The sequence below is a fragment of the Nocardia brasiliensis genome (assembly GCF_042691675.1).
Classification (GTDB): Bacteria; Actinomycetota; Actinomycetes; order Mycobacteriales; family Mycobacteriaceae; genus Nocardia; species Nocardia brasiliensis_D.
On sequence record NZ_CP170507.1, the window covers coordinates 6,188,412 to 6,207,635 of the forward strand.

At 66.2% G+C, this 19,224-nt stretch carries 19 protein-coding genes; 4 read left to right on the plus strand and 15 right to left on the minus strand.

Annotated features, from left to right (window positions below):
- Nucleotides 1–47: 47 nt before the first annotated feature.
- Nucleotides 48–260 (minus strand): keywimysin-related RiPP, encoded by a 213-nt coding sequence (locus ACFK0J_RS28490; RefSeq protein WP_378732497.1) that lies wholly within the window; start codon nt 258–260, stop codon nt 48–50.
- A 464-nt stretch (nt 261–724) separates the two neighbouring features.
- Nucleotides 725–1,834 carry a 23S rRNA (adenine(2503)-C(2))-methyltransferase RlmN gene (rlmN, locus tag ACFK0J_RS28495; protein WP_378732499.1) on the minus strand — a complete coding sequence of 370 codons (1,110 nt, stop codon included), beginning with the start codon at nt 1,832–1,834 and terminating at the stop codon, nt 725–727.
- A 125-nt stretch (nt 1,835–1,959) separates the two neighbouring features.
- On the opposite strand from rlmN, the gene ACFK0J_RS28500 reads away from it, so the two are divergent.
- Entirely contained in the window at nt 1,960–2,331 is a 372-nt protein-coding gene (locus ACFK0J_RS28500; RefSeq protein WP_378732501.1) for a lipopolysaccharide assembly LapA domain-containing protein, read from the plus strand.
- A gap of 72 nt (nt 2,332–2,403) precedes the next feature.
- Here the strand turns inward: ACFK0J_RS28500 and ACFK0J_RS28505 are convergent, their stop codons facing one another.
- From ACFK0J_RS28505 to rpsB, 5 genes are all read right to left on the minus strand, one after another.
- Complete coding sequence (locus tag ACFK0J_RS28505; protein WP_378732503.1) at nt 2,404–3,249, minus strand: phosphatidate cytidylyltransferase; 846 nt, start codon at nt 3,247–3,249, stop codon at nt 2,404–2,406.
- A 506-nt stretch (nt 3,250–3,755) separates the two neighbouring features.
- Complete coding sequence (gene frr / locus ACFK0J_RS28510) at nt 3,756–4,313, minus strand: ribosome recycling factor (protein ID WP_378732505.1); 558 nt, start codon at nt 4,311–4,313, stop codon at nt 3,756–3,758.
- A gap of 50 nt (nt 4,314–4,363) precedes the next feature.
- Entirely contained in the window at nt 4,364–5,092 is a 729-nt protein-coding gene (pyrH, locus tag ACFK0J_RS28515) for a UMP kinase (protein ID WP_378732507.1), read from the minus strand.
- 253 nt (nt 5,093–5,345) lie between these two features.
- Complete coding sequence (tsf, locus tag ACFK0J_RS28520) at nt 5,346–6,170, minus strand: translation elongation factor Ts (RefSeq protein WP_378732509.1); 825 nt, start codon at nt 6,168–6,170, stop codon at nt 5,346–5,348.
- A gap of 101 nt (nt 6,171–6,271) precedes the next feature.
- Entirely contained in the window at nt 6,272–7,150 is an 879-nt protein-coding gene (gene rpsB / locus ACFK0J_RS28525; protein WP_378732511.1) for a 30S ribosomal protein S2, read from the minus strand.
- Nucleotides 7,151–8,294: 1,144 nt separating this feature from the next.
- On the opposite strand from rpsB, the gene ACFK0J_RS28530 reads away from it, so the two are divergent.
- Nucleotides 8,295–8,795: a M23 family metallopeptidase gene (locus ACFK0J_RS28530; protein ID WP_378732513.1), complete on the plus strand. Its 501-nt coding sequence runs from the start codon at nt 8,295–8,297 to the stop codon at nt 8,793–8,795.
- 77 nt (nt 8,796–8,872) lie between these two features.
- On the plus strand, nt 8,873–9,391 hold the full coding sequence (locus tag ACFK0J_RS28535; RefSeq protein WP_378732515.1) for a DUF1990 family protein: 519 nt from the start codon (nt 8,873–8,875) through the stop codon (nt 9,389–9,391).
- Nucleotides 9,392–9,692: 301 nt separating this feature from the next.
- Here the strand turns inward: ACFK0J_RS28535 and ACFK0J_RS28540 are convergent, their stop codons facing one another.
- The 7 genes from ACFK0J_RS28540 to ACFK0J_RS28570 all read right to left on the minus strand — a co-directional run bounded on the left by ACFK0J_RS28540 (nt 9,693) and on the right by ACFK0J_RS28570 (nt 15,465).
- Nucleotides 9,693–10,058: a hypothetical protein gene (locus ACFK0J_RS28540; protein ID WP_378732517.1), complete on the minus strand. Its 366-nt coding sequence runs from the start codon at nt 10,056–10,058 to the stop codon at nt 9,693–9,695.
- A 57-nt stretch (nt 10,059–10,115) separates the two neighbouring features.
- Nucleotides 10,116–11,969: an alkyl/aryl-sulfatase gene (locus ACFK0J_RS28545; RefSeq protein ID WP_378743103.1), complete on the minus strand. Its 1,854-nt coding sequence runs from the start codon at nt 11,967–11,969 to the stop codon at nt 10,116–10,118.
- A gap of 187 nt (nt 11,970–12,156) precedes the next feature.
- Nucleotides 12,157–12,465, minus strand: coding sequence for a DUF202 domain-containing protein (locus ACFK0J_RS28550; protein ID WP_378732518.1), 309 nt, complete (start codon nt 12,463–12,465; stop codon nt 12,157–12,159).
- Nucleotides 12,462–12,827, minus strand: a complete 366-nt coding sequence (locus ACFK0J_RS28555) for a YidH family protein (protein ID WP_378732520.1) — start codon at nt 12,825–12,827, stop codon at nt 12,462–12,464. The genes ACFK0J_RS28550 and ACFK0J_RS28555 overlap by 4 nt, the downstream gene beginning before the upstream one ends.
- Nucleotides 12,824–13,495: a DUF3159 domain-containing protein gene (locus ACFK0J_RS28560; RefSeq protein WP_378732522.1), complete on the minus strand. Its 672-nt coding sequence runs from the start codon at nt 13,493–13,495 to the stop codon at nt 12,824–12,826. The genes ACFK0J_RS28555 and ACFK0J_RS28560 overlap by 4 nt, the downstream gene beginning before the upstream one ends.
- Nucleotides 13,496–13,776: 281 nt before the next feature.
- Complete coding sequence (locus ACFK0J_RS28565; protein ID WP_378732524.1) at nt 13,777–14,508, minus strand: acetoacetate decarboxylase family protein; 732 nt, start codon at nt 14,506–14,508, stop codon at nt 13,777–13,779.
- 246 nt (nt 14,509–14,754) lie between these two features.
- Complete coding sequence (locus ACFK0J_RS28570) at nt 14,755–15,465, minus strand: TetR/AcrR family transcriptional regulator (protein ID WP_378732526.1); 711 nt, start codon at nt 15,463–15,465, stop codon at nt 14,755–14,757.
- A 54-nt stretch (nt 15,466–15,519) separates the two neighbouring features.
- Between ACFK0J_RS28570 and ACFK0J_RS28575 the strand changes: the two genes are divergently transcribed.
- On the plus strand, nt 15,520–16,992 hold the full coding sequence (locus tag ACFK0J_RS28575) for an MFS transporter (RefSeq protein ID WP_378732528.1): 1,473 nt from the start codon (nt 15,520–15,522) through the stop codon (nt 16,990–16,992).
- Between the two features lie 255 nt (nt 16,993–17,247).
- Here ACFK0J_RS28575 and ACFK0J_RS28580 read toward each other — a convergent pair whose 3' ends face one another.
- Nucleotides 17,248–18,171 (minus strand): tyrosine recombinase XerC, encoded by a 924-nt coding sequence (locus ACFK0J_RS28580; protein ID WP_378732530.1) that lies wholly within the window; start codon nt 18,169–18,171, stop codon nt 17,248–17,250.
- Nucleotides 18,172–19,224: the final 1,053 nt, after the last annotated feature.

A 19,224-nucleotide genomic window follows, 5' to 3' on the forward strand; every position in this document is an offset into this window, starting at 1 on the left:
AGCCATCTACTAACCTCCTATGATTCGAGTTCGCTTACGGTCTCGAATCAGATCATTCCGCGACGTCCGACCAGCAAGTCGGACATTGTCGTGAAAATTCCTCCGGTAAGCTTTCGAAATTCGCCGCACTTGGCAACGATCGGCTTTTCGTACGCCTTCTTGTTCGAGTTGTTTTCCATCTTCGGTTTCCCTTCATTTTCTAGCCCTCCCCATGGAGGCAGTATCGTCAGCTGAAAATTATCGAGTACAGCTGGACTCATTTATAGAATGAATGCTGAATCAACCCCCGTGCCATGCGGTCTTCGTTATGGACGTACACCGCCACCCAACAGGTTTGTCGGGCTCTATTGCGAATCGTCAATTATGTCGCTCGGCGACCTGCTCCCCGATCGCTATCTTGCGCTGCAGTGTCCAGCTCGTCAAGCAGTCGACCCACCAAGTCACTCGCGACAGTGCTTGCGGGAACTCGAGATTGGCAGTCCCCCGGTGCCACCGCAGTGGGCGGGTTGGCCACCTTGGATGTGGTGCGAATGACCTGGAGGCAGGGTTATCCCTGGCCGGTCGTTCTCAGCTATCGATCGTCAGACGGCTGCAGCGCCCGCCTGACCGGGTTAGGTGGCATGGCGCAGTCACGGTATGCCAAGAGACTGACAGCCGCCGACATCTCCGTACACTTCGCCAAGATCGAAGAAACCTGAGCGTGTGCCGAGAACGAGTCCGACGCTCAGCCTTCGGCAGCCAATTGCCCGCAGGCCGCGGCGATTTCCTGGCCGCGGGTATCGCGCACCGTGCAAGGCACACCCTGGGCGTTCACTCGCCGAACAAACTCGGCCTCAACAGGTTTCGGGCTCGCATCCCACTTGCTGCCCGGGGTCGGGTTCAGCGGGATCACGTTGACGTGCACGCGGGAGCCCAATGCCTTGTGCAGCTTCTGCCCCAACATGTCCGCCCGCCAGGGCTGGTCGTTGATGTCGCGGATCAGCGCGTACTCGATGGAAACGCGACGACCGGATTTGTCGGCGTAGTAACGGGCCGCGTCGAGGACTTCGGAGATCGGCCAGCGGTTGTTGACCGGGACGAGGGTGTCGCGGAGCTCGTCGTCAGGCGTATGGAGAGAGACGGCGAGGGTGACCGAGAGGTCTTCGTCGGCCAACTTGCGGATGGCGGGGGCCAAGCCGACGGTGGAGACGACCACGTTGCGCTGGGAGATGCCGAAGCCATCCGGCGGCGGTGCGGTGATACGGCGGACCGCGGCGACAACTCGCTTGTAGTTGGCCAAAGGTTCGCCCATGCCCATGAAGACGATGTTGGACAGACGGCCCGGGCCACCCGCGACTTCGCCGTCGCGCATGGCGGCCGCGGCGGCGCGTACCTGGTCGACGATTTCGGCGGTGGACAGGTTGCGGTTCAGACCGCCCTGGCCGGTCGCGCAAAAGGGGCAGGCCATGCCGCAGCCCGCTTGGCTGGAGATGCAGAGGGTGGCGCGGTCGGGGTAGCGCATGAGAACGCTCTCCAGGAGGGTGCCGTCGCCCGCGCGCCACAACGTCTTTCGCGTCTCGCCCCCGTCACAGCCGACGTGCTTGACCACCGACATCAGCGGCGGAAACAGCGCCGCGCCGATCTTTTCGCGCACCGGCGCGGGCAGGTCCGTCATCTGCGCTGGATCGGCTTGCAACCGGCCGTAGTATTGCCGCGCGATCTGGTCCGCGCGGAACTTCGGCAGTCCCAGTTCTTCGATGGCCGCCCGCCTGCCCTCGGCGTCGAGGTCGGCGAGGTGCCGCGGCGGCATGCCACGGCGCGGAGCATCGAAAACGAGGGGCAGGGAGACGGTCATAGTTTCTCCATTCTCCCATCTGGGCGAACGGCCCGCACACTCGCCCGCGCGGAGCACGTCCGACATGCCCAGTTCATTGCCGGGAAATGCGTGTGTCCCTGATAGCGGTCGGCAATGATCGACTCATGTCCACCAATCCTGAACACCTGCCGGAACCGGATCCCGACCTGACGGACGAGCGCACGGCGCCCACTCCGCCGACAGCCCCGCCTCCGGCGACCACCCCACCGACCACCGCACCGGCAAAGCACCGCCAGTCACTGTCCTCACGTACCGGCACGACCTGGGTCGGGTTGGTCACGGGTGCGTTGATTCTGGTGGTGCTGCTGGTCTTCATCCTGCAGAACCTCGACAGGGTCGATGTCGGCCTGTTCGGCTGGCACTTCTCGTTGCCGCTCGGCGTTGCCGTGCTGCTGTCGGTCATCGGCGGTGCACTGGTAATGGCCCTGGTCGGCGGCCTTCGCATCCTACAACTGCGCCGCTTCGCGAAGAAGTAGTGCTCGCGCCCGGCAGAGTAGACCGCCGTCCGGACGGGAGAACTGTGAACTCCATCCGCGCGAGGCGAAACCTCAGAGCAGAGTGGAAAGCACCAGCCAGGAGACGAAGGCCGAGGGGAGCATGGAGTCGAGGCGGTCCATGATGCCGCCGTGGCCCGGGAGCAGGGTGCCCATGTCCTTGATGCCGAGTTCCCGTTTGATCTGCGACTCGATCAGATCACCGCAGGTGGCGACCAGAACGAGGCCGACGCCGAGGACGACGCCGATCATCGAGTTGGCTTCCAGCAGCAGGGTGACCGTGAGCAGGCCGCCGATGACGCTGAAGACCAGCGAGCCGCCGAACCCCTCCCAGGACTTCTTGGGGCTGATCGACGGCACCATCGGATGCTTGCCGAACAGCACCCCGGCGACGTAACCGCCGACGTCGGAGCAGACCACCAGGATCATGAAGGTCAGCACCCGCAGGTTGCCGTCGGGCTCGAGCAGCAGCAGCGTCGCGAACGAGGCGAGCAGCGGAATCCAGGCCAACGTGAAGATGGCTATGGCGGTGTCGCGCAAGAAGTTTCGCGGTGCGGTCTGCAATCCGTGATCGAACAGGCGCCACACCATGCAGGTGAGCGCGGTGGCGGCGAAGGCGCCTGCGACACCGCTGGCGCCGTAGGGCCAGCCGAGCCAGAACACGGCTTGGCCGCCGACGATGAGCGGGATGCGCGGCACCAGGACGTCGGCTTCGCGCAGTCGCTTGGCGACTTCCCAGGTGGCCACGCCGACAGCGACACCGGCGACGCCGATGAACACCTTGGGCACGAACAGCAGGATGGCGATGAGCGAGAGGCCGAGTCCGAAACCGACGGCGAGTGCGGCGGGCAGGTTGCGGCCCGCCCGCGAACCGGACGCGGGAGCGGCGGCGGTCACCACGTCAGGGCTCGAGCCCGGATGGTCCGTCGGGGTGGGCTCAGCGGGAGCGCCCTCCGGTGCGTCCGCGGCAGCGAGAGCCCAGGCGGCATCGTCGGGAGCATTCTGACCAACGGCGGGAGCACCGTCACCGGCGGCTGGAGCATCATGACCGGACAGCGGACCATCGTGACCAACGGCTGAAGCATCGTGACCGGACCCCGGACCATCGTGACCAGAAGCCGGAGCGTCGTGACCGGACGCCGCAGCCGAGGCTAAGGGCTCGTAACCCGACGCTCCCGCATCGCTCACGTGCTCCTGCCTCGCATCAGCTGTGCCGTTCACCGGCCTCGGCTCCTCAGCCGCACCGGTCGCGGCGGCGTTCTCGGCCACGATTGTCCCGTCGCTCAACTCGTCGTTCCGTTCGTCCCCCGCCCGGGCGGGCCTACGGTGTTCCAATAGCGGCATTCCCGGTGCCTCCGTGGTTACGCAAGCTACCGCCTCCGGGCCTGTCGCTCACGCCGCCGGCATCACACCTCGAGCAGTTCAGCTTCCTTGTGCTTGACCAGTTCGTCGATCTGGCCGACATATTTGGCGGTGGTCTTGTCGAGATCCTTTTCGGCACGCCCGACCTCGTCCTCGCCCGCCTCGCCATCCTTCTGGATGCGCGACAGTTCGTCCATGGCTTTGCGGCGGACATTGCGGATCGACACCTTCGCGTCCTCCCCCTTGCCCTTGGCCTGCTTGGCGAGTTCGCGACGCCGCTCCTCGGTGAGCTGCGGCACCGAAATCCGAATGATGTCACCGTTGTTGGTGGGGTTGACACCGAGATCGGAGTTGCGGATCGCGGTTTCGATCGCACCGAGCTGAGCCTGCTCGTACGGCTTGATCACGACCATCCGCGGTTCCGGCACCGTAATGCTGGACATCTGGGTGATCGGAGTCGGCGACCCGTAGTAGTCGACAACGATCCGGGAGAACATGCCCGGGTTGGCGCGTCCGGTGCGGATGCCCGCAAGGTCGTCCTTCGCTACCGTGACAGCCTTTTCCATCTTCTCCTCGGCGTCGAAGAGCGCTTCTTCAATCACGACCGTTTCCTCCACAGCATCGTCATCGTCATGATCCGCGGGTCGCGGGGTCAGGACCGAACCAATGTGCCGATCTTCTCACCGGCGACCGCTCGGGCGATATTGCCCTTGGTCAACAAATTGAACACCAGCATCGGCATCTGGTTGTCCATACAGAGGCTGAAGGCCGTCGCGTCGGCGACCTTGAGGCCTTGTTCGATGACCTCTTTGTGGGTGATCTCGGAGTACATGGTGGCGTCGTCGTCGACCTTGGGGTCGGCGGTGAACACCCCGTCGACGGCCTTGGCCATCAGCACCACCTCGGCGCCGATCTCCAGGGCGCGCTGCGCGGCGGTGGTGTCGGTGGAGAAGTACGGCATGCCCATGCCGGCACCGAAGATCACCACGCGGCCCTTCTCCAGGTGCCGCTTGGCGCGCAAGGGGAGGTAGGGCTCGGCGACCTGGCCCATGGTGATCGCGGTCTGCACCCGGGTCTCGATCCCCTGCTTCTGCAGAAAGTCTTGCAGCGCAAGGCTGTTCATCACGGTGCCGAGCATGCCCATGTAGTCCGAGCGGGCGCGTTCCATGCCGCGCTCCTCCAGCTCCGCGCCGCGGAAGAAGTTGCCGCCGCCGATCACCACGGCCACCTGTACACCGGTTGCGACGACCTCGGCGATCTGCTCCGCGACCGTTTCCACTACGTCCGGGTCGAGGCCGACGCGGCCGCCGCCGAACATCTCGCCACCCAATTTGAGAAGCACCCGGCGATATCCTGGGCGATCGGTCCCCGGGTTCGTCATGGGTGTTCTTCTCCTTCGGCGGTCAACGTTGTTCTCGGCAGGCAAGTGCGTCAAAGAATTCGGCAGCTCGGAAAGGCTCCTCAACACGGAGCGGCCCCTATCCTGCCCTATGTGTGTTCGGCGGCATAAGAAGACCCCCCGTCAACCGGCATATCGGTCGACGGGGGGCCTGCTCGCTATGGTGCTGTGCGGCGGCTGGATCTGTCCCGCGGCTCGATCCCGGCGTTCGCCGGAATGCTCGCGCGGGGCCTGATCAGCTGGCGCCGACCTCGAAGCGGGCGAAGCGGGTCACGGTGACCCCGGCCTCGTCCAGCAGGGCCTTGACGGTCTTCTTCGAATCGGTGACCGACGACTGCTCCAGCAGCACGACGTCCTTGAAGAAGCCGTTGACGCGGCCCTCGGTGATCTTCGGCAGCGCGGCTTCCGGCTTGCCCTCTTCGCGAGCGGTCTGCTCGGCGATGCGACGCTCGTTCTCCACGATCTCGGCCGGAACCTCGTCGCGGGTCACGTACTTCGCCTTGAGCGCGGCAACCTGCATGGCGGCGGCACGGGCGGCCTCGGCCGCCGCGTCACCCTCGCCCTGGTACTCGATCAGCACGCCGACAGCGGGCGGCAGATCCGAAGCACGCTTGTGCAGGTAGGTGGCGACGGGGCCGTCGAACGAGACCACGCGACGCAGCTCGAGCTTCTCGCCGATCTTGGCGGCGAGGGCCTGCACGGCGTCGTCAGCGGTCTGGCCACCGAGGTCGAGTGCCTTGAGCGCGTCCAGGTCGGCGGGCTTGGCGGTCGCGGCGGCAGCCACGATCTGCTCGGCCAGCGCCTGGAACTCCGCGTTCTTGGCGACGAAGTCGGTCTCGGAGTTGATCTCGAGCATGACGCCGCCCTTGGCGGTGACCAGGCCCTCGGCGGTGGTCCGCTCGGCACGCTTGCCGACATCCTTCGCGCCCTTGATGCGCAGGATCTCAACAGCCTTGTCGAAGTCGCCATCGGTCTCGGCCAGCGCGTTCTTGCAGTCCATCATCCCGGAGCCGGTGAGCTCCCGGAGCCGCTTCACATCGGCAGCGGTGTAGTTCGCCATCTGTGGCGAGCCTCCTTCGGAGAAAGTTCTGGAAGTACTGGGCAGCGGTGATCACGATCGCACGCGATCATGATCACCGCTGGAACAGCGGGTTACGAGACTCAGGCCTCGGCCGGGGACTCCACCGGAGCCTCGGCAGCGGCCTCGGCCGGAGCAGCCTCGGCGGGGGCTTCGGCAGCAGCCTCGGCCGGCGCGTCGGCGGCGGGTGCGGCCTGCGCGAGCAGCTCCTGCTCCCACTCGGCCAGCGGCTCGCCCGCGCCCGATTCCGGCTTGTCGTCACCGGCGGACAGACCGGCCCGCGCCTGCACGCCCTCGGCCACCGCGGAGGCGACGACCTTGGTCAGCAGTGCGGCGGAACGGATCGCGTCGTCGTTACCCGGGATCGGGTAGTCGACCAGGTCGGGGTCGCAGTTGGTGTCCAGGATCGCGATGACCGGGATGTTCAGCTTGCGCGCCTCGCCGACGGCGATGTGCTCCTTGTTGGTGTCGACGACCCAGATGGCCGAAGGCACCTTGGCCATGTCGCGGATACCGCCGAGGGTGCGCTCGAGCTTGTTCATCTCACGCGTGAGCATGAGGATTTCCTTCTTGGTGCGACCCTCGAAACCACCGGTCTGCTCCATCGCCTCGAGCTCCTTGAGGCGCTGCAGACGCTTGTGCACGGTGGAGAAGTTCGTGAGCATGCCACCCAGCCAGCGCTGGTTGACGTAGGGCATCCCGACGCGAGTCGCCTCGGCCGCGATCGACTCCTGGGCCTGCTTCTTGGTGCCGACAAAGAGGACGGTGCCACCGTGGGCGACGGTCTCCTTGACGAACTCGTAGGCCTTGTCGATGTAGGTCAGCGTCTGCTGCAGGTCGATGATGTAGATGCCGTTGCGGTCGGTGAAGATGAACCGCTTCATCTTCGGGTTCCAGCGCCGTGTCTGGTGTCCGAAGTGTGCGCCGCTGTCCAGCAGCTGCTTCATTGTTACGACAGCCATAGCTCCCGTATCTCTCTTTCGTTTGCCGGTTGACGCAGCGAATCGGTGATTCGTTGCCCTGGCGCCTCCGAACCGTCGGACCCGACCGCGAGGGTGGGGACCAGCCGACGACTCCCTGCTCCGCACTGGCACTGTCGCGAACCCACTGATCAGTGAGCTCGATTCGAACAGCGCCGTTGCGAACAAGCACGGGGTGGCGCGCGAAGTCGGTCTATGCAGGCACAGACCGCTCGATCAGTCTACGGGGTTGGTGGCCCAGCTTCTAAATCGGCCTGTCAGGGGGTACGTGGTGGTGATGGCGACAGGTGGAACGGAGGGTGTCCACAGTCGAGAAAGTTGTCCACAATCCGGATAGTGGGGGTACCGCGGGCGGGTGCGCCGGATGAGGCTTTGAGCCATGCCTCCGAATCCGATTTCCTCGATGATGACGCTGGTCATTCCGTTGTTCTTCGCGCTCGCCTTGGCGACGGCGCCGCCTGTTGGCGCTGGGCCGTCTGCGATGGGTGAGCCACTGGTGTGGAGCGCTGGGGACGTGGTGCGCGGGCCACTTGCGTCGCACGCCGAAACCGTGCCAGGTGGGCCGCTGGCGTCGAACGCCGACGCCGTGCCACCTACGTCGAGCATCGATCCCGTCGCGGGCGGGCCACTTACATCGAGCGCTGCGGCTATGCCAGCTGCGTGGAGCACCGACGCCGCGGCACGCGCATTGCCTCCGGCGGACACCGAAACCGTGCCAGGTGGGCCGCTGGCGTCGAACGCCGACGCTGTGCCACCTACGTCGAGCGCTTGGGGCGCGGCACCAGCGTCGAACGCTGAGGGCGTGGTCGGGGCCTGTACGGGTTCGTTCTGTGAGCTCGTTCGTCCAGCGCCCCTGCGTTTGTCGCCTACCGGTCAGGGGGACGGTGGGTTGCTCGGGCGCGGTCCGGGTCTCCTGGATGGGGCGGGCTTCGGGGCGGCCGAGCCCTTGTTTCCGATGACTCCCCTCGATCCGGAGTTTTGTGAATACGTCGGTCCGGCGCCATTTTTCATGTCGCCGAGCGATTCGGAGTTTTGTGGGCTCGTCTCGCCCGCTCCGCTGTCGCTGCCCTCGGTGACCGTGTGATGTCGCGTGCGGTCGAGCAGCCGTGCGCGTTCGCGCCGCTTCATGCCGGTCCTGCTGGGGCTCGTACTGGTTGTGCTCACGTGCGTGGAGCAGACCGCGGCTGCCGCACCCAGCGGGCGGTACGGCTGGCCACTGCAACCGCGGCCGACCGTGGTGCGACGGTTCGACAAGCCCGCGCAGAACTGGCTGCCGGGACATCGTGGGGTCGATCTGGCGGGCACGCCCGGGCAGGCGGTGCTGGCGGCTGGGGACGGGATCGTGGTGTTCGCCGGGACGGTCGCCGACAAGCTGGTGGTGTCGATCGATCATCCGGGTGGACTGCGGACCACATACGAGCCGGTGCGCCCCGAGGTCTCGGTGGGGCGCCGGGTCGGACGGGGTTCCCGGATCGGCACGTTGGAGGCCGGGCACGAAGGTTGCGGGACCTGCTTGCACTGGGGTCTGCGCAGCGAGGGCGGGGGTCGGCGCCGCCGCGAATACCTGGACCCGCTCAGGCTGCTGCACCTCACTCCCCTGCGTCTGAAACCGGTTGCGCCGTCGTGAGCGTGGGCGCTCGGCGTGTCGGAACATACGCTGCCGAATGCTTCCCAATTCCGGCGCGGACGGACGAAGATCAAGTGATGGAGCATGCGTCCGGCGAGCCGCCCTTCACCTATCCCGAAGTTGGTGCCACGAGCAGTGAGCTGCCGGCGGGCTACCACCACTTCCGGTTACGCCGCCGGATCGGTCAGGGACGCGCGCTGTTCGAGCACGCGGGTGCGGAGATCCTCGACTATCGGATGCAGAAGGGCGCAGGCGTCTTTCATGAGGCGTCCACCCCGAAGGCCGAGCCAGGCACCCAGCTGACAGTTCGACTAGGCATCGGGCCGTTGGGAGTGACCGCACCGTGCCGGGTGGTGTACGTGCTGGCCGCACCGAATCAGCGCGGCTTCGCCTACGGCACGCTGCCGGGCCACCCGGAAATCGGCGAGGAATTGTTCGCCGTCGAATACGACCCGGCCGACGAAGCCGTCTACGGGGTGGTGATCGCGTTCTCGCGACCAGCGGCCTGGTACGCCCGCCTAGGAGGCCCGGTGGCTCGCCTCGTACAGCGCTATGTCGCGGGGAGATATATCAAAGCCCTTTCCACGACAGCCTGACGCGGAGCACGCCAGCCGCCCCCACCCACGAGTTGGCGACCGAATGCCGACTGTCATGCAGCCAGCCCAGGCACGTAACGCATGGCTGAGGGCTGTCGCGAACCGATTGTGACGCCGCGCACGAACTGCTACGAATTCTTGCGCGGCACAACAGGAACCGCGCGGCGCGATGGGATCAACGCCGGGCCGGAGGCCGATCGCAGTGGCTGGTCGGGGCAGCGGGTCAACGTCACCTTCGCGGGGTTTGACCACGGTCGAGCAGGGCCAAAGCAGTCGGGCAGTGTTCTGGCCTGCCAGCGGGCTAGAGCAGGTCGTCCAGCGCTTTGGCCTGCGAGCGTAGGTCCTCCGCTGGAGCGGAGCGGCCGAGGCTGTCGTACTCGTCGGCGGTGGTGCGGCGTTCTGCGATCTCGGCGCGCACGATTTGCTCGATATCGCTTTCGGTGAGCTCGCGGCGGGCGACCTCGGCGACGCCTAGGCCGACCGCACTGGTTTCCACCGCACCTGCGCGCTGCTCGCCGACATCCACGGCTTCCGCGTTGTCGATGGCGCCCAAGGTGGACCGCAGGGCGGTGATCGCCTGGCGGTCGCGGGACTTCATCGCCACGGATAGCGCGGCGCGCATGCGCTCACGCAGCGGAGGCCGATCGGTCGACGGTTCGCTTGACATGATCACCACCGTAGCGAGAGGCCGGTTTCGGAGTCGAACTGTTTTCGCCAGCCCGGACTAGCCGATGGTGCCGCGCGGCGTGACGATGGTGAAATCCGGGTCCGGTGCGTCGAATACGCCGACGAGTTCGGCCAGCTTCGTGACATCGCCTTCGATGAGGATGTCACCGGCGGCGGCCGCGACACCGAAGTCTTCGCCCGCCAGCAGCACGCGGATGAGCGTTGCCTTGGTCAGCGTGAAGGTGGCGTCCGGCTCCGGCAGGGTCACCCCGGCGGGCTGGTCGTAATGGGTCAGCCGTCCGTTGCGGAGTTCCAGCCGGTGCACGCGATCCTCGTCGCTGATCTGCCAGTCCGTGACAACCCGCTGGTTCCATGCCTTCGGTCCATCGACCCGTAACGCCATGGCGTCGAAGATCTGGTCCACGGTCAGCGCGCCGAGCATGCTGGGCGCGTTGGCCTTGGTGGGCGTGCCGAACGAGCCGTAGCGCAATTCGTAGGCGCCGCTGAGGTAGAAGTTGCGCCAGGTGGCGTTCTCCGCGCCGTAGCCGAGTTGCTCGAAGGTGCTGGCCTGCAATGCTTTCGCCGCATCATTGGTCGGATCGGCGAAGATCACATAGTTGACCACCTGGGCCACCCACCGATAGTCGCCTGCCTCGTAGGATTCCCGCGCCTTGCGGAGCACCTCCTCGGCGCCGCCCATGAATTCCACGTGCCGAATGGCGGATTCGACGGGCGGATGTTCCCACAGGTGCGCCGGGTTGCCGTCGAACCAGCCCATATACCTCTGGTAGATGGCCTTGACGTTGTGGCTGACCGACCCGTAATACCCGTGCGTGTGCCACGCACCCTCGACCGCTGGTGGCAGCGTGAGCATTTCGGCGATCTCGGTTCCGACGTAACCCTGGTTGAGCAGGCGCAACGTCTGGTCGTTCAGGTACCCGTATAGATCTCGTTGCAGCGCGAGGAATTCCACCAGCCGCTCGGTGCCCCAGGTCGGCCAGTGGTGGGAGGCGAAGACTACGTCGGACTCGCGGGCGTACAGGTTGATCGCCTCGGTCAGGTACTTCGCCCAAACGTGCGGGTCACGCACCAGCGCGCCGCGCAGGGTGAGCAGGTTATGCAATGTGTGCGTGGCGTTTTCGGCCATGCACAGGGCCCGGCGGTCCGGGAAGTAGAAGTTCATCTCGGCGGGCGCTTCGGTGCCGGGGGTGATCTGGAAGACGATCCTGATCCCGTCGATCGTCTCCTCCTGCCCGGTCGTGGTGATGTCGACGGTCGGCGGGATCAGGGTCACCGTGCCGACCGAGGTGGTCTGCCCGAGCCCGGCGCCAACCGCTCCGAGCGGCCCGCGCGGCAGCACCGCGCCGTACATGTAGCCGGCCCGGCGCGCCATCGCGGTGCCCGCGTAAACGTTCTCGGCCACGGCATGTTCCAGGAATCCGGCCGGGGCAAGGACCGGGCAACGCCCCGCCGCAACATCTTCGGTGGTGATCACCCCGAGTGCGCCGCCGAAATGGTCGACGTGTGAGTGCGTGTAGATGAGACCGGTGACCGGACGATCGCCGCGGTGTGCCCGATACAGCGCGAGCCCCGCGGCCGCGGTCTCCGCGGAGATCAGCGGATCGATCACGAGCACACCGGTTTTGCCCTCCACGAGCGTCATATTGGACAGGTCGAGCCCCCGGATCTGATAGATCCCCTCGGTGACCTCGAACAGCCCCTGCTTGATGACCAGCCCCGCCTGCCGCCACAGGCTCGGATTGACCGAGGCGGGGCAGGATTCGCGCAGGAAGTCGTAGGAGTCGTTGTCCCACACCACCGTTCCGTCGGCAGCGGTGACCACGCCGGGCTCCAGCGCGGCAATGAACCCGCGATCGGCGTCCGCGAGATCGACGGTGTCGGTGAACGGCATCGCGGCGGCCACCCGCTGCTGCTCCGCGACGATGTAATCGCTCGGCTCGGTCGCCGTGCTCATGCCCGCACCTCGCTGACGCTCGGCTCCGACATGCGCACGGCGCACCGGCCCACGATTCGCTCACTTCGTTCGCTCATGTCATCCTCCTGGAAGTCGATGCCAAAGTGCTGTGCCGGTGGACGATCTAGGGCCATGGGTCGGTGAATTCGATCGCCGCCGCGAGACCGGCGACGGCCACCACCACCGCGGTCGCCGAGGCGACGACACCTCTACCGTGGCGGTAGCGCCCCTCGTGCAGGCTGCGGTTGCGTAGGTAACTCATGGCAGCCAGCGCGGCCATGGCAACCGCCGCACCGATCGGTGCGATCGCCGCGGGACGCCATCCGCTGGTCACGGCGTGGTTCAAGAACAGCGCGCCCACGATCATGGCGGCCACCGCCGTCCGCCGCCACGCCAAGGCGGTGCGCTCCGCGGCGAGTCCGGCACGGTTCATCGCAGCAACACCGCCACACCCGCCAGCACCGACACGACGGCGATACCCGCGGACAGGATCGGCACCATCACCGTGTCGGGCAGCGGGCGCCCCTGTCGCATCGCCACACCGACCCGCCGCCAATGCGCGTACCCACCCACCGCGATGATCACCGCGAGCACCAGGCAACTCAGTGCGATCGCACGCCGCGCGCCGCCCAATCGGAACGGCTGCACCAACGTGTGCACCGCGACACCGCCCGCGAGCAAGCCGAGCGAGGTCCGCATCCACGCCAAGAACGTGCGCTCGTTGGCGAGGGTAAACCGGTAGTCGACCTCTTCTTCCCCGTCCTCCGACTCGGCGTCGGGGCTCGGGAGCGTCATGCCGCCTCAACTCCGGCCGCGGTCTTACGGCGCACCCACAGCCAGGTCAACGCGAGCATGACCACCAGCGCGGGTTTGCCGAAGACCAGAGCGAAAGTGCCGAGGAGGACGACCTTGTCGGCCACATACAGCGGAACCATCACCGCCACGTGCACCGCCCAGAACACGAACCAGGCGAACGTGATTCGGCGATGCAGCCGCAACCGGGCCGCGGGATCGGCGGGCTCGGCCGGTTCGAGCCGAATCTTTCGGCTCACCGGGTAGCTGAGCGGCTTTCCGGTAAGCAGTGTCGCACCGAACAGCACGGTCATCACGACGCTGAACGCCACTTCCGGCAGATAGAAACCGCGTCCCTCCCCGGTGATCTCGACGAACAGCGAAAACACCAGAATCACCAGCACCGCGACCGCCACCACCCGCACCGAATCGCCTTGCGTCAACCGCACCGCGGCGAGCACGACGGCGATCAGGATGGCGAGAAAAACACCGACCTCGGCACCTGCCACGGAATAGCCGATCAGAAACCCGATCGCCGGTGCCGCTCCGTCCACAATGTGTCGTGGCCCGTGCATCGCACGGAACTTCCCCCACAGCTCGGCTACCACCCCCCGTGATTCCGCCAGGCTTGCGCCTGAATCCAGCACCGCGCGCTGGTCGTCGGAATTCACGGGCACCTCTCCCACACAGATTGGTTTCGTGTCGCGAGCAAACGATCCGCTACGCCAGACTAACCGGCCGCCTGAAGACCGTCCACGCACCGCGCAAGGCCGTGACCATGCGGTTACTCGACGGCACCACAACCTGTTCGCCCTGGTCGCCGCCGCTGTCCATGATCAACGGCAGGTGGTGGAGGTCGCTACTCGCGAAATGCCGGAACCATGCGCCGTTGGTCATGGTGAAAGCGGCTGGGCTAGAGGGAAGCCGAGGGCCTCGGTGAGTGGCCGGGTAGTTACACCGGGACGGCGTCTTCGAAGGTCATCGCCAACCGGGCAATGGTCGAGGTCATGATGGCGCGTCGAGGTAGGCGCAGTGATCTCAGTTCGTCGGCGATGGGGTGGTCGCCGAGGGCGAGCGTGGCACCACCCGGACGGGCGCGCATGCCGGACGGTTCCATGCGCCATGGCGTGCATCGAGTGACGCCGTCGATGTGCGAGTAGGCGTCGAACGACGAGGCGGTGTTTCGGCGTTGCGGCGTGGGAAGGCCCTGGCGGACAGTCAGATCGATGACGAGCTTGCCCTGTTGGCGCAGTTCACCGTGACGAGTGCCCGCGTCGTGACGCACGCTGAAATCAGCGAGTTCCTTGGGGAATCCCCAGATCCCGCGTCCGGCCGCGAGCGTGAAATCACCGTCGACCGGCAGTCGATGGATGAACACCCCCGCCCCGTTCGTCGCCAACGCCCGAAGGTCGCCGAACCGGACAGCGGGATCGGCGGTGTGGTGCCTGACCATGAACGAAACGCCGAACTCGTTGTACGGGCCCAGGTCGCCGTCGACGTACTCGACGAAAACGAGCGAGCACATCGCGCGCCCGCCCGGCAGTCGGATGACGCGCAGCCCGGAGTAGTCGATCACCTGCTGCGCGACGTCCGCGGGCACCAGATAGCTCGCCATGAAGGCGTGCGCGAGCCGGATGCGGACCGGCATGCGAACTTCCTGACCGAGAACGGTATGGGTGCTCACTCGAACGCCTTCCTGTACGCCTCCGCCGGACGTTGCGGAGACATATCCGGAGCCTGAAGGTTCCGGCAGCCTAATTAGAACTCGTTCTAGATTATCAACATAGTTCGACCTGGATTACCCAGATTCCCAAATGAACACGTACCAGATTCGGTCCGCACCAACGCACCCACCTACATCATGATCAACGGGACCTGGCTGCGAAGTTTTGCGAGTAACGCCACCGTCACGTCCCGCACGCGGCGCCGGTTACCCCTCGGGGACGCCCCGTAGGCGGTGTTCGAGGCCGTCGAGGATGCACAACAGTCCGAAATCGAATCCCATCGCCCGGGCCACCTCGGGATCGGTCGGCGCCGCCTCGCGATAGTCCGCCCGCATCTCGGGATAGTCCGCGGCCACCTGGTCCATCAGCTGCACAATGGCGTCCCTGTCCACACCGACGTCGCCGTATGCCTTCGCCCAGGCGATCTCTGGAACCACGACTCCGAGTACGTACGACATGACCGTGCCACTGGCGAGGTAAAGGTCCACACCGCGGAAGCCCGCGCCGACATATGCGCGACGGAGACGATCGGTGAGTCGCAGCGCGTTCGGACCGATGCTCGGCAACTGACCGATCAGGGTGGCCGCCCACGGGTGCGCGCGGAGCTCGGCCCGGAAGTTGTAGGCGAAGGTCGACAGCACTTCGCGCCACGGCGACTGCTCGGGTTCGGGGACCTCCACCATGCCCCAGAACTCGTCGAGGACACATTCCAGCAATTCGTCCTTGTTGGCGACATACCAGTAGAGGCTGGTGGCGCCCGCGCCGAGTTTGGCGCCGAGCTTGCGCATGCTCAACGACTCGAGGCCGTCGGCGTCGAGGAGTTCGACCGCGGCGCCGACGATCTGGTCGAGGCGTAACCCCGCCGTCTTCGGCTGACGGGGTTCGCGGGTCCATACCGAGGTGAACTGCTTTGTCACCAGCCAATCCTATATTCACTGGCACACTGTTCGAGTTTCTCGTACGCTGTGCGAGTGGAATCGAACGTTGTACGAGACCCTCGTCGTTGGTGGATTCTGGGGGTCCTCTGCCTGTCCTTGCTGGTGCTGATGATCGACGGCACTGTGCTCAATCTCGCTATCCCGTCGCTGATTCGGGAACTGAACGCCACGCCATCGGATGTGCAATGGATCTTGGACGGATACGTCCTGGTCTTCGCCGGACTGCTGCTCACCGCGGGCAGCCTGTCCGACCGATTCGGCAGGCGGCGGATGCTCATCATCGGTCTTGCCGTCTTCGGCGTGGCCTCCCTGGCCGCGGTACTCGCCACCGAACCGTGGCAGGTCGTTGCCGCCCGGGTGGCCATGGGTGTCGGCGGATCGCTGCTGATGCCGTCGACCCTGTCGATTCTGATGACCACCTTCGCCGAGGACGAACGACGCAAGGCGATGGCCGCATGGTCCACCGTCTCGATGGTCGGCATCGTCGCCGGGCCGACGTTGGGCGGCTTTCTGCTGCAGCACTATTGGTGGGGCTCGGTGTTCCTGCTCAACATTCCGGTTGCGGTGCTCGCGATCGGCGCGGCGCTCGTGTTGATGCCGGAGTCCACCGGTCAGCAGCGGCCGGTCGACCTGGTCGGAGTGCTGCTGTCCATCGTGGCCCTCGTCTCGACGGTTTACGTGATCATCGAGCGCGAGTGGAATATCGGCATGATCGTGCTTGCCGCGGTGACGGCAATCGGCTTCGTCGTGTGGGAGGGCCGGTCGGAGCATCCGATGCTGCCGCTGGCGGTCTTCCGCAACCGCGACTTCACCGGCACCGCCTTGACACTGTTGCTGATGGTGTTCGGCATGGGCGCGGTGATGCTGATGCTCACCCAGTATCTGCAGTTCGTGCTCGGATACGGACCGATGAAGGCCGGTTTGGCGCTGCTGCCCTATGCCGTGGCCGCTGCCGTGTGCAATGGGCTCGGCGCGACATTGGGCAAGAAGCTCAGCAACAAGACGCTCATCGTCTCGGGGCTGCTGGTCATGGGGGCCGCGTTCGCGATCCTCGCCGTCGGCGCCGTCGGCACGGGGTACCTGTGGGTTCTGGTCAGCATGCTGGTGATGGGAATCGGCGGCGGTTTGGCCGGTCCCGCCGCCTACGCCGCCATCATGAGCGCCATTCCGCTCGAACACGCAGGCGTCGGCTCCGCCATGAACGACACCCTGCAGCAGGTCGGCATGGCCATCAGCATCGCCATCCTCGGCAGCGTGCTCGCCGGTGTATTCACCGAACACATGCCCGCCGACACCCCCGAAGCCGCCCGCGAATCCATCGGCGCCGCCTTCCAACTCGGCTTCGACGAGCCTGCCAAGGAAGCATTCACCGCCGCCATGTCAACCGGCTCCTGGATCAGCGCAGGCTTCTGTGTCGCAGCCGCGCTGCTCGGCCTGACCCTCCTCCGCCGCCGCAGCACATTGGCCGCCGCCCAACCACAGGCAGCGCCGGTGGAGATCGGATAGTCCGGTAAAGGAACCTGTCGGCCGCCCCCGCCTCGCCTGCTCAGGGGCGGCCGACTCGGTCCAAACGCGCTGCACCATCGACAGATTGCGGCACGTCCGGCCCGGGGATGAGACTCTTCGGAGCCAGCAGACGGCGGTTGAGTTGGGTGAAACCGCTGGTCCATCGCCTGCCGATGGTCAGCCACCGGGGCGCGTCAGCTCGCTACAGCAGACGCGATTGCGGCAGGCGAAAACGCTGCCCTTCGACGCCAGGTGTCAGGCGCGGGGGTGGGCTTGGTCGTGGACCTTTTTGAGGCGTTCGATGGAGACGTGGGTGTAGAGCTGGGTGGTGGCCATGCTGGCGTGGCCTAGGAGTTCTTGGACTACTCGGAGGTCGGCGCCGCCTTCCAGGAGGTGGGTGGCGGCGGTGTGGCGTAGGCCGTGGGGGCCCATGTCGGGGGCGCCGGGGATGGACGAGACTACTTCGTGGACAACGGTTCTGGCTTGGCGTTGATCGAGGCGTTTGCCGCGGCGGCCCAGTAGCAGTGCTCGGCCGGAATCGGGTGTTGCGAAGGCGGCGCGGCCGTACTGGAGCCAGTTACCTATCGCCTCGTCGGCGGGGGTGCCGAAGGGGGCCGAGCGTTCCTTGTTTCCCTTGCCGAGTACCCGGACCACTCGACGTTCGCGGTCGACGTCATCGATGTCCAGACCGCACAGCTCACTGACTCGAATTCCGGTGGAGTACAACAGCTCCACGATCAGCCGGTCCCGCAAGGCCATCGGGTCATGCTGTGCGGCACCGGATTCCGCGGCGTCCATGGCGCCGAGTGCCTGCTGGCGGCCGAGTACGGCAGGCAACACGCGATGCGCCTTGGGTGCGCCGAGCCGCAATCCGGGATCGACGGCCAGCCGCCCGGTCTTGGTGAGCCACGCAGTGAAAGTCCGCGCGGATGATGCTCGCCGAGCCATGGTGGTACGAGCCGCCCCCGCCGACGCTTGCTGCGCGAGCCAGGATCGCAGCAGCAGCAGATCCAATTCGCGCACCGCCGAATCCGCCGACCGGGCGTACAGGTGCGCAAGCAGCGAACGCGCGTCCCCCAAGTACGCACGCACCGTATGCGCCGACCGGTTCCGTCCGAGCCGCAGATGCCTGCCGTACTCCACCAGCAGCGCTTCCAAGTCCTCCGGCAGCTCATCCATCACACCACCGTCCCGACAGTTGCCCCGGTTGGCAAGCCACCGCGCCGAACCCGCAGCGGCACAGACTTGGCGGAACTCACCGGACAGCACCGCTCGACATCCGACCGGCCGGTACCGGCATCCGCACCGTCGCATGCGCAGGGCGGCATCCAAGTCTCCGGCACCCGATAGGGGAATCACCTCGGCGCACGCACAGGACGACATCCAGGTCTTCGGCACCCGATAGGGGCGTCACGCTGGCGCACGCACAGTGCGGTATCCGATTGCCAACATCGGATGCCCGAATCACACCGGCCCACGCACAGTGCGGTATTCGGTCGCCAACACCCGATACTCGCACCATCCCGGCGCACGCACACGCTCGGCACCCGGCCGCCAACACCCCGATACTCGCACCACCCCGGCGCATACCCAGGTCGACATCCGGTCCCCGGCACCGATACTCGCATCACTCCGGCATGCACACGGCGCCACCCGGCCGCCAACACCCGGTATCGGCATCACACCAGCGAACCCACAGGCCGCAGCTGGTTTCCGGCACCCGATAGTGGCGTCACGCCAGTGCACGCACAGCGCGGCATCCGGTCGCCAACAACCTGCTTCCGGCACTCACACCGGCGCATGCACAAGTCGACATCCGGTCGCCAACACCCGACACCCCGCACCCACTCCGCGGTGACCCACGCCGAGGCCACCCACAGCGGCCAGCCGCATGACCCAGGCGCACGCAGCGTGGCACCCGGCTGCCAGCCACTCGGTACCGGCATCCGCACCGTCGCATGCACAGGGCGGAATCCGGTCTCCGGCACCCGTAAGGGCCTCACGCTGGCGCACGCACAGTGCGGTATTAGGTCGCCCACACCCGACACCCGCATCACCCCGACGCATGCCCAGGTCGACATCCGGTCCCCGGCACCGATACTCGCATCACTCCGGCATGCACACGGCGGCACCCGGTTGCCAACACTCGGTAGCGCATCACACCAGCGCACCCACAGGCCGCATCTGGTTTCCGGTACCCGATAGGGCGACACCTTGGGCGCAGTCGTGTCG